The organism is Anaplasma centrale str. Israel, from assembly GCF_000024505.1.
Lineage (GTDB): Bacteria > Pseudomonadota > Alphaproteobacteria > Rickettsiales > Anaplasmataceae > Anaplasma > Anaplasma centrale.
Map to the genome: position 1 here is coordinate 443,690 of NC_013532.1, position 15,767 is coordinate 459,456.

The 15,767-nt window shown below is 49.4% G+C and carries 14 protein-coding genes and 1 other RNA gene; 13 read left to right on the forward strand and 2 right to left on the reverse strand.

Features of this window, described 5'->3' with window-relative positions:
- Position 1: 1 nt before the first annotated feature.
- Entirely contained in the window at positions 2-1,282 is a 1,281-nt protein-coding gene (locus tag ACIS_RS02055; RefSeq protein ID WP_012880577.1) for an adenylosuccinate synthase, read from the reverse strand.
- Between the two features lie 267 nt (positions 1,283-1,549).
- The gene (locus tag ACIS_RS02060; RefSeq protein ID WP_012880578.1) at positions 1,550-2,188 is read right to left on the reverse strand and encodes an OmpA family protein; all 639 of its coding nucleotides are present in this window, start codon (positions 2,186-2,188) and stop codon (positions 1,550-1,552) included.
- A gap of 282 nt (positions 2,189-2,470) precedes the next feature.
- Between ACIS_RS02060 and ACIS_RS02065 the strand changes: the two genes are divergently transcribed.
- The 13 genes from ACIS_RS02065 (at position 2,471) to ffh (ending at position 15,723) form a co-directional block, all read left to right on the forward strand.
- Positions 2,471-3,955: a gluzincin family metallopeptidase gene (locus ACIS_RS02065; protein WP_041651437.1), complete on the forward strand. Its 1,485-nt coding sequence runs from the start codon at positions 2,471-2,473 to the stop codon at positions 3,953-3,955.
- Positions 3,956-3,972: 17 nt separating this feature from the next.
- Positions 3,973-5,946, forward strand: coding sequence for a transketolase (gene tkt, locus ACIS_RS02070; RefSeq protein ID WP_012880580.1), 1,974 nt, complete (start codon positions 3,973-3,975; stop codon positions 5,944-5,946).
- Between the two features lie 26 nt (positions 5,947-5,972).
- Positions 5,973-6,227: a monovalent cation/H+ antiporter complex subunit F gene (locus tag ACIS_RS02075; RefSeq protein WP_041651439.1), complete on the forward strand. Its 255-nt coding sequence runs from the start codon at positions 5,973-5,975 to the stop codon at positions 6,225-6,227.
- A gap of 7 nt (positions 6,228-6,234) precedes the next feature.
- Complete coding sequence (locus ACIS_RS02080) at positions 6,235-6,534, forward strand: monovalent cation/H(+) antiporter subunit G (RefSeq protein WP_012880582.1); 300 nt, start codon at positions 6,235-6,237, stop codon at positions 6,532-6,534.
- Positions 6,535-7,134: a DUF4040 domain-containing protein gene (locus ACIS_RS02085; protein ID WP_012880583.1), complete on the forward strand. Its 600-nt coding sequence runs from the start codon at positions 6,535-6,537 to the stop codon at positions 7,132-7,134.
- Positions 7,124-7,543, forward strand: coding sequence for a Na(+)/H(+) antiporter subunit B (locus ACIS_RS02090; protein ID WP_041651147.1), 420 nt, complete (start codon positions 7,124-7,126; stop codon positions 7,541-7,543). The genes ACIS_RS02085 and ACIS_RS02090 overlap by 11 nt, the downstream gene beginning before the upstream one ends.
- 83 nt (positions 7,544-7,626) lie before the next feature.
- Complete coding sequence (locus tag ACIS_RS02095) at positions 7,627-7,953, forward strand: cation:proton antiporter subunit C (protein WP_012880585.1); 327 nt, start codon at positions 7,627-7,629, stop codon at positions 7,951-7,953.
- Between the two features lie 93 nt (positions 7,954-8,046).
- The gene (locus ACIS_RS02100) at positions 8,047-9,909 is read left to right on the forward strand and encodes an Rne/Rng family ribonuclease (RefSeq protein WP_012880586.1); all 1,863 of its coding nucleotides are present in this window, start codon (positions 8,047-8,049) and stop codon (positions 9,907-9,909) included.
- 211 nt (positions 9,910-10,120) lie between these two features.
- Positions 10,121-12,043 (forward strand): molecular chaperone DnaK, encoded by a 1,923-nt coding sequence (gene dnaK / locus ACIS_RS02105; RefSeq protein ID WP_041651441.1) that lies wholly within the window; start codon positions 10,121-10,123, stop codon positions 12,041-12,043.
- A 44-nt stretch (positions 12,044-12,087) separates the two neighbouring features.
- A non-coding RNA gene (ssrS, locus tag ACIS_RS05250) (6S RNA) lies at positions 12,088-12,245 on the forward strand.
- Between the two features lie 34 nt (positions 12,246-12,279).
- The gene (locus ACIS_RS02110; protein ID WP_012880588.1) at positions 12,280-12,750 is read left to right on the forward strand and encodes a type II toxin-antitoxin system RatA family toxin; all 471 of its coding nucleotides are present in this window, start codon (positions 12,280-12,282) and stop codon (positions 12,748-12,750) included.
- Positions 12,751-12,824: 74 nt separating this feature from the next.
- A complete protein-coding gene (locus ACIS_RS02115; RefSeq protein WP_012880589.1) occupies positions 12,825-14,375 on the forward strand; it encodes a proton-conducting transporter transmembrane domain-containing protein in 1,551 nt (516 codons plus the stop codon).
- Positions 14,368-15,723, forward strand: coding sequence for a signal recognition particle protein (gene ffh, locus ACIS_RS02120; RefSeq protein ID WP_012880590.1), 1,356 nt, complete (start codon positions 14,368-14,370; stop codon positions 15,721-15,723). The genes ACIS_RS02115 and ffh overlap by 8 nt, the downstream gene beginning before the upstream one ends.
- Positions 15,724-15,767 lie beyond the last annotated feature (44 nt).

Here is a 15,767-nt window from a genome sequence, read left to right on the forward strand (position 1 = left end):
GCTAGGTATTCATTGCCACTATATGGCCCCTCTCCGGCCCGGTTGATACCAAGCTTATTGGTATCCCAACAAGTTCCTCTAGTCTGCTAATGTACGACATAGCATTTTCTGGAAGATCACCCTTGGAGATGGTCCCTAATGTACTGGTGCACCATCCCGGTAAAGTTTCGTACACAGGTTCAAGTCTATTCTGTATATGTGATGCGGCAGGGAGATGGTCATATGATGCCTCGCCACATCTGTACCCAGTGCATATCTTGATCTCGCCGATTGTGTCCAGTACATCTAGTTTGGTCAGCACCATCTCAGATGCACCGGAAGAGAGAACGGCTTGCCGCACGGATACCGCATCAAACCAACCGCACCTTCTCACACGATTAGTCACAGTACCCACTTCCTTGCCTCGCTCGAACATAGTATCACCAACTGTTCCAACTTGCTCCGTGGTAAAGGGCCCATTACCAACCCTGGTCGTGTAGGCCTTTGCAAGCCCAAGAACTCGTGTATTCCCTAGGACACCTACTCCGCACCCCACCTGCACGTAACCTGCCACCGTATTACTGGATGTCACGTAGGGGTATGTGCCGTGATCAACATCAAGCAATGCACCCTGCGCACCTTCGAATAGTATGGTCTTGCCTTGCTTGATTAGGTTACTGATGATCTTTGGTACGGGCTTCATAAATGGCAGAACCTGCGGGGCAATACGTACCAATTCATCCGTAATCTCACCCGGAGAAACTTCCCGTCGGTTCGTGGCTCTCCTTAGTAAATTATGGTAAGACAGCAGACACTGTACCTTGTCGCGGAGCGAGGGTTCATCCAACAAGTCACACAGCCTGATTGCTCTCCTACCGACTTTGTCTTCGTAGCAAGGACCGATTCCCATGTGCGTTGTGCCTATGGACTCGTCTCCGCGCATTTCCTCCATTATCGAGTCCGCGTCCCTGTGCACACTGAGAACCAGCGGGCACGACTCGGACAAATACAGGTTTTCTGGGCCAAGGAATATGTTACTATCCCTCAGGCTTTCTACCTCCCGAACGAACGCATAGGGATCCAGCGCTACCCCACTACCTATCATTGACAGCTTATTCTGCCGCAACACGGATGTCGGCAAAAGACTCAGCTTGTACACCCTGCCATCTGCAACTACTGTATGCCCGGCGTTGTTGCCCCCCTGGAACCTTACTACCGCATCGGCACCCACAGATAGCCAATCTACAATCTTGCCCTTACCCTCATCTCCCCACTGTAGTCCCACTACCACTATGTTTGCCATCTGGTGCTCATGAAAAATTCCTGGCCAAGCTAGCAAAACAAAGAAATATTGTCAACACCGTTGGGTACACAATACCCTACAAACTCAAACCCTGAAGCTCTGCGCACAGAAGCAGCTACACGACAACCGACCGGCTCACGAGCAGACGAACGCTCCGTTGGCCACACAACTGGTGACAAGCGAGGAAAGGCCAACGGCAGCTACCTAATACCACCCTGCCCAACTCCTGAGTGTGGGGGAGGGGCCCCCCGCCGCCCTTGGTGACACTTACTCACCAGCCTCCTGTGTCTCTTCCGGTTCCACTACTTCTGCTGGAGCATCTTCGCCGGGGCTACCAGCAGCAACGGTGCCGCCGCCATTGTCCTGCTGCGTTGCGCTACTCCGACCGAAACTGAATGGCCATCTGGAAACCCTGGCCTTTTTAGGAGATGCAGCATGCTGACACTCCATAATGAGTACAACTCTACGGTTTTGTGCGTGCGCCTTTTCGGCCTCCTTAAAGTCACTAGAGTACACCAGAATTTCCGGCTCCGCCTTGCCCCTAGATTGGGTGGATATTCTGGGGGACAGCGACCTATCGCATCCCAGTATGAACTCCTTAACAGCATTCGCCCTCCTCTCGCCCAGAGCCAGATTGTACTCCTCCGTGCCTCTAGAGTCCGTATGCCCGACGATCAGCAGGGTAGACATCTTGTCCGCCTTCATTCGCTCCACTAAGCCCAGCAACACCTTCTTGCCGGAACCCTTGATCTCATATTTGTTAAAGTCAAAATAAACCTTCTCCACCCTTCCAGCGCTCAAAGGCACGCCACCGATGTCTATATTAACCTTTTCCTTATTGAAAAGCTCACAACCTGTCACGGCAAGCGATGCCAACAAGCACAGAGCCAACCAACGATGCAGCATAACAAAAACCCCCCTACACTAAAGATTCAGCTGCGATAACCACTGAAGAACCCCACTGCGCAAAATCATTGCTTAAAACCTAGTCAAGTCAAGAAAAATAATTTGTCCCACTTTGCTGATTTGTTATAGCTTTCGCTGCGATGTATGGTAAATTTAGCGCATGTCTACCTAACTGATAGTGGTCCCCTGGGTTGCTTTAGTGATGTGTTTTAGTGGGTGGTCTCAGTCCGGGTGCCGTGTACGCGAGTGGCGGCTGGGTGGTGGGTTTCGGTTGTTGTGCATATGAAACATTACAGGTTTTTGGAACAGGTGTTCGCTAGGGTGTGCCACATTGCTGGTGCTGTTAGAGTCCTCCATTCAGATGACTCAGACTTCGATTGCAAAGTTGGCAGGATATGCACCCTAAGGGAAGTGGTGCAAGAGATTGTGGATAGTGAGGTAGTCGCGGAGGCGGTAGATTCTGCGCTTGCAAACAAGGGGCAGCTCGGAGATTGGGAAGTTGCGAACCTCCATTGCATGAGCAGGATGTACAGACGCCTCAGAGGGTTGCCTGTGGATCTTGTCAGTTCCTTGATAAGGGCCAAGGTTGCTTGTAGGGCGCGGTGGGTGCTGTTTTGCCAAGGAGACGAGTCCGTACATAGCGTGCTGGAAGACCTTGCCGATGTTGTGAAGCTGTCTTCAGAGGTTGCTGCCATAAAGGCTGAGGATTTGGGAGCTGCGAGCAAATATGATGTCATGCTCGGCGCTTACGATGGGGATCTTACCACCAAGAAGATGGATGAGGTCTTTACCGACATGGGGGCATTTTTCCGGCAGTTTGCGGGAGAAGTTATGAGTAGGCAGGGCAACAGTGAGGGTCATCCCGCGAAGATTGTTGCTAGTGACAAGCAGGCTGCCTTGCACAGACACATCGCCGAAGCCATTGGAGGAGGGATGCTTGAGGCTGTGTGCGCGCACAGAAAGATGGGTCTATTGAGCGAGGAAGGGGTTGCTGGCAGCGTCAGGAGCACTAATGGTTGTGGCGAAGAATGTGATTACAGACTCGCCTTGAGGGATGCGTTGGAAAATACGGGGAAGTTTTTGTATTGCTCAAACCTGCCTCAGAAGTGGAAACACCAGCCAGTGGGTGGCTGCCCTGGAGGCATAATGTATGAGGCCCAGGGGTTGTTGATGTCTTGTCACCTACTGAGGGATAGGGGGTTTATCTCATTTATCCTTCCCGCTATGAGGAAATTTTTCTCCATTAGGGGAAAGGCAGCTGATGTTGACAGCATATACTCCCACCTCACCGAGGTTCAGCCTAATATGCTGCTTGGGAAGTCGGATGAAGTCAGTTCCCTTGCGCATATCATGCTGCGATATGCACTAGAAAAAGAAATAATAAACGACGATTTGAAAGTAAGTGATTTACCAGATGCCTGGGCTCAAGGCATGAGATACTATTTCGATTCTGTGCCTTCCGATGACAGGGAAGGGTTCATGCAGGATGACTACTGGGTCAGTGGGATTTTTGGCTATGTGCCTTGTAGAGTGGTTGCATCGGTTGCAGCGTCGCAAATTTTTTCTGCAATTAAAAACAACAGGGTGGACGTTTGTGGCGGGATAGAAAGCGGTGACTTTTCTGGGATTATCGGCTGGCTCAGCAAGCATGTGTATTCTCATGGAGGAAGGTACAGCAGTACCACGCTGCTGAAGAAGATTACTGGAAAAAGAGTCGATGTGGATTCATACAAAGATTACCTCATCGGCAGGTACCTCAGTATGTAGGCTACCCGGGATCACTAATGGGATACGACTCATACCAGGTGATGGCGAATGCGGTTAGGCTTCTATCTGTGGATGCCATACAAAATGCTGCTTCAGGGCATCCCGGAATGCCGCTGGGTATGGCTGACGTTGCCACTGTGCTGTTTTCGAAGTTTCTGCGGTTCAGCGCAAGCTGCCCGTCCTGGTTTGATAGAGATAGGCTGGTCCTCTCCAATGGGCACGGTTCCATGCTTATGTACTCAATAATGCACTTGGTTGGGTACATTGGGATTGATGACATAAAACGTTTTAGGCAGTTGCATTCAGTAACTCCCGGTCACCCGGAGTATGGTTGCACTGCGGGTGTCGAGGTAACCACAGGCCCACTTGGTCAGGGCCTTGGATGCGCTGTGGGTTTTGCCATTGCTGAGCGCATGTTTTCCCAGAGGTTCGGCGCTGATCTTATTAATCATCACACATATGCCGTAGTTGGGGATGGCTGTTTAATGGAGGGAATCAGTCACGAGGCTGCTTCCCTGGCCGGACACCTTGGTCTGGGTAACCTGATTGTCCTGTTTGACGACAATGGCATCTCAATAGATGGGAGCACCAGCTTGGCGACTTCTGATGATGTGCGTGCCAGGTTTGCTGCATACGGATGGGATGTGTGGGAAGTTAATGGGCACGATTTTGGCGAGATTGAGCGTGCAATTAGGGCGGCTAGGGGGTCAGGCAGCAGACCATCTATAATTTGCTGCAAGACGGTCATAGGTAAATTTATGTCTCCTAAGGCGGGGACCGCTGCGGCGCACAGCTGGCCGTTTTCTCCGGAGGATGCCCAAGAGTTTCGGGATGCTATAGGGTGGAAGGGCGAGAGATTTGAGATTCCTGAAGAGGCTAGGACCCTGTGGGATGCAGTCAGGGCGAGAGCCGAGCTGGAATGTGAGTTGTGGATGAAAAAGTTTGCTGGTTGTGAGGGATACAGGGCACTTAACGAAATGCTTTCAGATGGCGTGCCAAGCGGCGTTATAGACGAGCTTGATTCCCTAAAAAACACATTTTGCGAGACGTGTTCCGCTGAAGCGACCAGAAAATCCTTCGGTAGGGTCTTGGAATTCCTGGCAACGAGAACGCACAAGCTTGTCGGGGGATCGTCCGATCTTACTTCCTCCAACAGCACCAAAGCATCTTCCATGCGGGTGGTAAATTCCGAAAATTTTGACGCGTCCTATGTGCATTACGGAGTAAGAGAACACGCAATGGCTGCGTGTATGAATGGTATGGCGCTTCACGGAGGTATAATACCCTATGGAGGGACATTTCTGGTTTTTTCTGATTATTGCAGACCTGCTATAAGGTTGTCTGCGCTGATGGGAGTGCAAGTTATATATGTAATGACCCACGACTCCATAGGCGTAGGGGAAGATGGCCCCACCCATCAGCCTGTGGAACATCTTGCCTCCCTGCGTGCTATACCCAATCTGTACGTTTTTAGACCTGCGGACGCGGTTGAGGTTTTAGAATGCTGGGAGATAGCACTAAAACTCACCAAATCACCGTCGCTATTTGCATTATCGAGGCAGAATGTGGGCTTCAATCGCGCACGCTACTCCCGAGACAACCTTGCAAGTAGAGGTGCGTACGTAATGCGCGAGTACGAGGGGGATTTCAAGGTTACCATCTTTGCTACGGGTTCTGAGGTGGATGTGGCACTGGGTGCAAGGGAAATTCTTCAAGACCATGGAATTGGCACCAGGGTGGTCTCCATGCCTTGCTGGCGCATATTCGACGAACAAAATGCAGAATATATTGCGGATTTGTTGGGAAATGGTAGCTTAAAAGTGGCTGTGGAAGCCGCATGTTCTCTGGGGTGGCATAAGTACCTGGGTGAGGGTGGTGTGTTTATAGGGCTTGACAGGTTTGGTGCATCGGGTAAGTGTGGGGATTTGTACAGGCATTTTGGGATAACAAAGGAAAACGTGGCTGATACAATCTTGGCTAGGTTGCGTTGAGGTGCATAATTACTTTGGGGTTGGCTGTGCTTATTTTCTCGATTTTTGTATTGATTGCGTGTATGTTTGCGATGCTGTACAAAGTCATCACATCGGGGTTCATAGGCGATAGGATGCTCGCAGCTAGCGCGTTTAATACCTATGGTGTGGTGTTAATTGCAGCTTTGGGTGTTCTTGCGGACGCCCAGGAGTTCTTTGTTGATGTGTCTTTGGTGTATGCATGTATCGGGCTTGTGTCCGCCGTCGGGTTTGCCAAGTTTTTTGCGTCTAATCGGGGGTGAGAGGCTGATGGTGCCATTGCTGGGTATGATGACGCTAGGTGCCGGGGTGTTCTTTATGGTTATAGCTGCTATCGGGGTCCTGAGACTTCCAGATTTTCGTTCTCGGGTCCACGCTGTAGGGGTTGCAGATTCTGTGGGTGTGGCGCTTGCGTTGTGTGGGTTGGCAATTCAGTGCGGATTGTCCGTGTTTACAATCAAAATGCTCGTACTGATTGTACTATTGTGGATTACCTCCACAACTGCATGCAACGCCATTGTGGGCTCTACCATACTACAGTGCAAAAGTGATGATGAAGATGGTGGTTAGATGCACTTGGACGTGAGTGCGGCCGTAAACTGGGCGCTCCTACCTCTGTTGGTGGTGTCAGCAGCTGCGGTTGCGTTGTGCGAGGGCGTGCTGGCAGACGCCGTAATCATGTGCACTTTTAGTCTTACGATGGCGGCCGCTCATCTGGTAATGGCTGCGCCTGATGTTGCTATAACCGAAGCAGCAGTGGGTGCTGGGCTCAGTACTGCGCTAACCCTTGTTGTGCTTTCTCGTCTTGGATATGTGGGAAGCGACAGGGTTGAATACGTGTGGAACAACTGTAGCGTGGTTAAAATCTTGTCAGCTGCGTTTGTCGCGCTGGTGATGTTTGTGGCATTGGTGTACGCGGTTTTGGATTTGCCCGAGTTTGGGGATGCAATCTCTCCGGCAAATATTCACATAACTACTTATTTTGAGGATACGAACCGTTATGTGAGGATTCCTAACGTGGTTACCGCAATTCTGGCGAGTTTTCGTGGTTACGACACTATGTGTGAAACGTTGGTTGTATTCACGGCTGCTATGTGTGTATCGTTGCTTCTAGATGGGGTAGGTAAGGAAAGTATTCAAGGCGATGGTAGGAAGAAATATGTTAGGTGATAATCCCGCGTTGCGCTATGCAACGACCCTAATGCTTCCGGTGATGGTACTGTATGGTCTGTATGTACAGGTGCATGGTGATTACAGCCCAGGAGGCGGGTTTCAGGGAGGAGTTATAGTAGCTTCTGCGCTGGTTTTATCTCAGATGGTGTTTGGGGAAATTCCTATTTCCGGGGTTGTGCTTACTTCTTTTCTCCGGGGGATGGGTGCCACTGGATTGCTGTTGTATTTAGCCACGGGTGCCGCATCCATGTTTGTCGGAAAAAGCTTTCTTTCCTATTTTTTTTCGATATTTGATGCTGTTTCCGAACAGAAGCTTGGTATCTTTGTTGTTGAGCTGGGTGTTGGTTTAGTGGTGTGTGGCTCCATGGTGAGCATTTATTTTGACTTTGCATCACGAGAAAAATAGATATACACTGGCATCACGACCCTGCGGACTTGTATGTCCTGCGGTGTGGTCGTGTTGGGTGTGTACAGCACAAGGGGGGCTTGGTGTTCTTCTTTTTACTGCATGTGAATCATGTGGTGGCGGCCCTGTTGATGGCGGTTGGCCTGTTTACCGTGGTGGTGACTGGCAATCGCGTGAAGAAGCTAATGGGTTTGGGTATTTTTCAGTCTTCCGTGTTGCTGTTCTACATTTCTTTGGGATATGTAAGAGGTGCTAGGGTGCCCATACTTGCTGTGCAGGGGGGGGAGACGTTATACAGCAATCCACTGCCCAGTGTTTTGATGCTTACTGCCATAGTGGTGGGTGTAGCCACCATGGCGGTTGGGCTTGCTATGGTCATGAGGATAGAAGCGAAGTCTACCGCGTCTTGAAATTTGTGTTCGCAGCGCTGAGGTGTTGCATGTGTCGATTTTTTGCAGTGCTCTGAGTGGCCTTTGGAGTGTTATGAGTTGGTGTGAGGTTCTGTGTCTAATGATAGCAGTGGGAAGAGAATATTGGTTGATGCCGCATATGTTGATGAGATAAGAGTTGCGGTACTTGATGGCGGTAAAGTAGTTGAGTTTGATCAGGAGTTAAAAGACAGGAAGCAACTGCGTGGCAACATATACTACGCGGTCGTAAAGCGTGTCGAGCCGTCCTTGCAGGCCGTGTTCATAGAATACGGAATAAGCAAGCACGGGTTTTTGCCTTTTTCTGAAATTTCGGTCGAGCACTACCAACTGCCTGCAGAGGAGAAAGAGGCTCTTCTACAGGACGTGTACGGTGATGACCAGGAGCATGAGGAGTTAGCTGGGGATGATGGGGTCGCTACGCCGCTGCCAGACGAGTGTGGAGTTGACGCTTGCAAACCCTCGTTGGATGATCGTTCGGGTAAGCGAGATCCGGCTTCCAAGGCTGGTAGGTCTAGGGCTTCGCTGCACAAACTATACAAAATTCAGGATGTGATCAAGGTGGACCAAAAGCTCATGGTTCAGATCATAAAAGAAGAGCGGGGGAGCAAGTGCGCGACTTTTTCTACCCACGTTGCGCTAGCGGGTCGGTATTGTATCTTTATGCCGAACGCAGGCAGCAAGAGTAGTGGGATATCACGGCGTATCGAGGATTGTGATGATCGGAGAAATCTGAAGGAAGTACTGAATTCCATTAAGCTACCAAAGGAATCTGGCATCATCATCAGAACCGCTGGTAGCAACAAAAGCCAAAAGGAGATAGAACAAGACTTGTCTTACTTGCAGTCCACATGGCAGGAGATACGCGATAACTGTGAGAACATGGAGCCTCCCGCGCTTCTATACGTGGAGGCTAATATAGTTAAGAGGGCACTCAGGGATTTTTGTGACGAGACAACCCATGAGGTGGTTGTTGCGGGTAGTAGGGCGTTCAGCCTCGTGAAAGAGTACGCGAAGTCAATGTTTAGGAACAAACTGCGTGTCCGGATGTATAAGGGCAGTGTACCAATTTTTACCCATTACAGGGTTGACTCGCAAATACTTGAGTTGTATAGCGACAAAATTTTTCTCCCATCTGGTGGGTATCTTGTTATTACTCCAACTGAAGCGTTGGTTTCCATAGATGTAAACTCGGGCAAAATGACCGGTGAAGACAGCATAGAAGAGACTGCGTACAAAACCAATATGGAAGCTGTTAAAGAAATTGCGCGGCAAGTGAATCTCCGTGGGCTGTCCGGCCTCATAGTTATTGACTTCATAGACATGCTAAGGTACAGGTACTGCAGGGCTGTTGAGTCTGAGGTTAGGGAGGCGTTTAAGAACGACAAGGCGAAGGTACAGTTTGGATACATAAGTGCCTTTGGTCTGATGGAAATCTCCAGACAGAGGGTAAAGCAGAGTATACTCGATACCAACACAATTCAGTGTGCCCATTGTAGGGGGGTTGGTAGGGTGAGATCGCTTGAATCCGTTGCTGCGGACATACTCAGAAGCGTGCGGTACTTTGCCCATAAAAATCGTGAGAAGATAATTTCGGTTTCGGCCGATCATGAAGTTTTGACCTACCTGTTTAATAACAAGCGTAAGCATATTTGGGCAATAGAGGGCGAGTTTAAGGTTATCATAAGGTTTGGTGTAAGCGGGAATCCAGGTGCCGCTGGTTTTAACATTCATGCCGAGAAGGGGTATAGCACGGCTCTAAGTGAGGAACTTATGGGGCCACCCGAGGCTTCTCCGGAAGTTGCGGAAAATAAGGCCGAAAGTACCGAAATTACAGGTGTGCAACCAAACACCCAAGCGGTGCCTGCTGAGGTTGAAAAACCCGGTGGAATGTGGGTTAGGAAATGGCTAGCTCGTGTATTTGCAAGTATACACTAGATGTTGCCGTCTTGTGTCTAACCGCGCTACGTGCCGCAAACGGAGGCTACTCCGGTTAGGTTGCGTCGTACGTGGCCAAACCACACACTTTTTGATTGGTCTCTCGTATATTTTTTGTCTTGCTGCAGGGGAAGGGGTTGTAATTTAAAGCTTTGGTGACTATATCTACCGTATCTGATTTTGAGTGTTGTTTTATTATGTGGGGGTAATCATGGCGGCTGAGCGCATCATAGGCATAGATCTGGGTACTACGAATTCTTGCGTTGCTGTTATGGAGGCGGGCACCGCGAAAGTTATCGAAAACAGTGAGGGCTCAAGGACTACTCCGTCGGTGGTTGCCTTTACCGAGAATGAGCAACTTGTGGGTGAGCTTGCTAAGCGTCAGGCGAACATTAATGCTCAAAATACCATATACGCCAGCAAGAGGATAATAGGCCGCAGGTATGATGATATGCGGGATGTTAAGTGTCCTTACGAAGTGTTTCCGGCGAAAAACGGAGATGCATGGATAAGGGCCAGGGGTGCGGAATACTCGCCGGTACAAATTGGCGCGTTTGTTTTGGAGAAGATTAAGGAAACTGCAGAAAGGTATTTCGGAGCTCCGGTAAAGAAGGCCGTGATCACCGTTCCTGCATATTTTAACGATGCGCAACGTCAAGCGACTAAGGACGCAGGGGCAATTGCTGGACTAGACGTTGTGAGGATCATCAATGAGCCTACTGCTGCCGCGTTAGCCTACGGCTTGGACAAGGGTGACAAGCAGCGCACGATTGTTGTATACGACCTTGGTGGTGGGACTTTTGACGTTTCCGTTCTGGAAATAGCTGAAGGTGTGTTTGAGGTAAAAGCTACAAATGGTGATACAAAGCTCGGTGGTGAGGACTTTGACAATGCCGTTATGGAGCACATGATGGAGAGCTTCAAACAGGAGACTGGAATAGACCTACATAATGACCCTATGGCTGTGCAGAGGATCAAAGAAGCCGCGGAGAAGGCCAAGATTGAGCTTTCCAGTAGGTTGGAGACGGATATAACTTTGCCCTTCATATCCAGCGATAGCACTGGTGCAAAACACCTCAGTCTGAAGCTTACCAGAGCCAAGTTTGAAAGTCTTGTGAGCGAGTTGATTGAGCGTACCATAGAGCCGTGCAAGAAGGCTTTGGATGATGCAGGAATTAAAGACACCAGCAAGATCGATGAGGTGGTGCTAGTTGGTGGGATGACAAGGGTGCCAAAGGTGGTCCAGAGGGTGAAAGACTTCTTTGGAGGAAAAGAGCCATGTAAGGGGGTGAACCCTGATGAGGTGGTGGCAATTGGTGCTGCGATACAAGGTGGTATACTCACAGGCGATGTCAGAGACGTCTTGTTGTTAGATGTTGCGCCACTGTCGCTGGGTATAGAGACTTTGGGCGGGGTTTTCACGCCTCTCATTGAGCGCAACACCACAATCCCCACTAAAAAGTCTCAAGTGTTTTCTACAGCGGAGGACGGGCAGACTGCGGTGACCATCAAGGTTTATCAAGGTGAGAGGAAAATGGCTATAGATAACAAGCTTCTTGGCCAATTTAGCCTTGAGGGGATTCCTTCAGCGCCTCGGGGTGTTCCGCAGATTGAGGTCACGTTCGACATAGATGCCAATGGTATAGTGCATGTCTCTGCAAAAGACAAAGCGTCTGGGAAGGAGCAGACCATAAAGATACAGTCTTCTGGTGGGCTGAGCGAGGAGGAAATCAAGAAGATGGTCAAAGATGCTCAAGACAGAGCTGAAGAAGATGAGAAGCGCAAAAAGCATGTGGAGCTTAAAAACAGCTCTGAAACCCTGATACATTCCACTGAGAAGTCGCTCAAGGACTATGGGGATAAAATTTCTAGTTCTGATAGGTCGAGTATTGAGACTGCGATAAAGGAGCTCAGGGAGTGTTTGAATAACGATAGTGGCGATAGTGGCGTTGTTCAGCAAAAATACGACGCTCTAATGCAGCTTTCAATGAAGTTGGGTGAGGCTGCGTATTCTGCTCAGAAAGACCCTGGGTCTTCCGCTAATGGTGCTACGAATGAAACTTCCGGGAATCCGGAGGAAAGGGTAGTAGATTCGGAATATCAGGAAATTAATAAGGATGACGATAAGAAATAGGCATTTAGATGTTGATATGTCTTCCTTGTTTTGTATAATCTGCGGGGGTTCTGCGTTGTACGTGTAGGTTGGAAGTTCCTCGAGCCCGTTTTGTTCTTGAAGGGGGCCGTCACTGTCAACCCGGAGGCGGTTGTTATATGGCACCCACCTTGGCTTTAGTCTCAGGACACTAATAAAGCATTGCGGCAAAGGCGGATCCCCCGTCTTTCGTGAGTTGTGCCTGGTATTTGTGGCCTGTGTGGGGTAATCGGTTCGTTGGGGAGGAGGTTCTGGCGTTTTCGGCAGAGAAGCTGTTCTCCATCGTGTTGGATGTAGAGCGATATCCGGAGTTCCTTCCGTGGTGTAAGGATGTGAGGGTGCTAAGTCGTGGCGACTCCTCCCTGGTTGCGGAAGTGGTTGCAAGCTTTCTATCACTCAGGGGCGAATACACTTCGCACGTTTCGTTTTGCCCTCCTAGAGATAACCAGCCAGGCTGGGTTAAAGTGCGGTCCACCGACGGCGTATTCAGGCTTTTACAAAGTGAGTGGCGTTTTTTACCAATGGGGAGCGAAAAAACGCTGGTCAAGTTTTGTATAAAGTTTTCTTTCAGGCAAAAAATACTTCAGATTACCTTTGATGTCGCGGCAGACGTTGCCAAACACCGGATTATGCGCGCATTTCGTGCAAGAGCCTACGAGTTGTTTGGGAATAAGGACTTAGGACGTTAAATCTCATTCACCAATACCAAGCTTGTTTGTGTGAGCCTGTGTATGTATATAGGTAGAGCTGGTTGGGGGTTGTCATGTACGGAGTTCTATCGGCTGCCGGGGTGTACGGATTTTTTGCAGGCGGAGCCAATGCTGCGTTGCCGGTTTTGTGGCGAGATGGGCTCGAGCTGTCACGCGTTTTGCACTCTGCAATGCCCCTTTTTCTGTCGTTTTCCCTGGCTTTGCTGGCTATATTGCTGCAGTCATGTGGAAATATGCGTGCGCGGGAGGTGTTATGCTGCCTACTGTATTACGCAAGTAGCACATTTGTACTTTCGCTGTCTGACCCCACCTTCATTGCCGTTGGGTTTGAGTTTATGGCGCTTTTTGCGCTTCTCCTCATTGCGTACGGGTGCCCTGCCGGCAATATTGGAGCATTTCTTCATTACGCGTCTGTGCACTTTATTTCAGGAGTGCTCCTCCTCGTAGGTGCATGCAAATTTGCTCAGGTAGGCCAATTCACTGGGCTGTCTAAGACATTGTATATGGCCGGTCTTCTGATAAACGCTGCATCATTTCCCGCGTCATCCTGGGTTTCACATACGTATCCTATGTCCTCCAGGTTTGGGATTATGGTGTTATCTGCATTTACGACTAAAGTTGCCGCCTGCATTCTGCTGAGAATGTTTTCTGGTGATCCAATACTGCTATATGCGGGTATGATGACCGCTATATACGGTGCAATTTTTGCCTGGCTGGAACGAAATATAAGGAAGGCCATGTCCTATAACGTTGTCGGGCAGGTGGGGCTGATGCTGATTGCTATAGGGTTTAGCGGCGTTTCCTATGGGGTGTTGATTGCGTATATGGCGCTTTCCGTGCTTTACCAGACACTGTTGTTTATGGTAGCGGATGTGGTTACAGTAGGCAGTGCGGAGCACAGAAGGGGCGGCCTGTATGCCGTTTATTTGTCGATGTTTGCCTGTATAGTTGCTGTATTGAACATGGGAGCCTTTCCTGGGAGTGCCGGGTTTGTAGTGAAATCATTAGTGCTGCATAGCACGGGAACCGCTGGGCTTATTGACGTGATATCAAAACAGGTCTTTCTGATTTGCAGTCTCCTATTATTTGCTGGCGTAGGGTTAAGGTTGGTGTGGCTTTCAAGTGTGCAGCTGCGCGCTAGCCATAATGAATCCTCATCGGTTGGCAGGTATCTTCTTGAGGCCCCCATGGCTTTCTTGGTGCTGTTGTTGGTAGTTTTGGGCATGTTTCACAAACAAGTTCTCTCCTTTACGGGGGAGCGGTTTGTATACACGCCGAAAGACGTGGCCGTTCAGATTGCGGCCATTTCTGTTACGGCGTTATGTTTTGTTATATCGTTGCGCAACAAACTGCTAGGCAGATGCGAGTTCAGCATAGATATTGACTGGATTTATAGGCGCTTTCTTCCCAAGGTGATTTCTGGGTTTTGGAATTTTGTGTTATACCTATGCAACGTACTTTCCGAAAAAGTGTGTATCCCCGAATACGATGATGAGGATCATGCTTGGGTGTCGGCGTTGCGCCAAAGGATGGAGGCGGCCGACGTTGCTTTGCTTTTGTGTATGCTGGTTATCGGAGTTGTGTTGGTGTTAACTTATGTTTGATTCTTTAGCCAAGGGCATTGCCTCTGCGGTACAAAAACTAGGCGGTAGGCGCGAAATATCTGACAAAGACTTTGATCTTGTCTTGGAAGATGTAACTCAGGCCCTACTGGATGCTGACGTGAACCTCATGGTTGTAGAGCAGTTTATAGGGGATGTAAAAAGCAAGATAGTTGGGGGTGAGGTCGTCAAAGGAGTCCTGCCTGAGCAGATGATTATCAAGCTTATGGAGGAATGCCTAATAGAGGTTTTAGGTAATGAGAAAAGCGGGCTTGACTTAAGCGGGAAAGCGCCAGTTGCCATCATGATGGTTGGGTTGCAGGGTGTTGGTAAGACCACAAACACGGTGAAAGTCGCCTTCAAACTGAAGAAGAGTGAGAAAAAAGTCTTGGTTGCGTCCCTAGACGTATACAGACCGGCGGCCCAGGAGCAGCTTGGAGTTTTAGCGCAAGGGGTAGGTGTAGACAGCCTTCCCATTGTTGAGGGTGAATTACCGCTGGACATAGCCAAAAGAGCTATGAAAGAGGCAAAACGCGGGGGGTATGATGTTGTCATAGTTGATACTGCGGGTAGATTGCACATAGACCAAGAAATGATAGGGGAGCTTCAGCTCGTCAAAAAGGAGGTCTCGCCCAACGAGACTATACTGGTTGTGGACTGCATGATGGGGCAGGATGCAGTTGAGGTTGTTCGTGGGTTTCATGATAAACTCAACCTTACCGGCACAATCTTTACCAGGGCTGATGGGGATTCGCGCGGAGGTGCAATACTCTCCATGAAGATGGTGTCCGGGTGCCCAATAAAGTTTATGTCTACGGGGGAGAAGCCCGAAGATTTGGACGACTTTTACCCAGACAGGGTTGCACGCCGGATTTTAAACATGGGTGACGTTGCCTCCCTTGTTGAAAAAGCGGTTGAAGCTGTAGGTAGAGAAACCATACGTGACCTTCAAGACAAGGCCAGCAAGGGGAAATTTGACCTTGATGACTTAGTAGTGCAGCTGAAGGCTCTAAGCAGAATGGGTGGAATTGCCAGCATTATGAAGTTTATTCCCGCATTTGGGAATGATGTAAAACGCAAGGTTGCAGGGATTGTTGACGACAGCAAAGTAGACAAGTACATTGCCATAATAAACTCTATGACTAAGCTAGAGAGGGCTAACCCCAAGATATTAAACGGTGCGCGCAAAGCCAGAATAGCGAAGGGCGCTGGAGTTAAGGTTGACGTAGTTGATGCACTGCTAAAGCAATACAACCAGATGAACTCCATGATAGGCAAGTTTAGCCAGATGAAGGCAAGCAAGCTTAAGGATGCGGATATTATGTCCTTCCTACAGCGCAAGGGGATGTAATGGATTCATGCATTGCTGCGCCTTTTTGTTGTCATTCTCTGCTG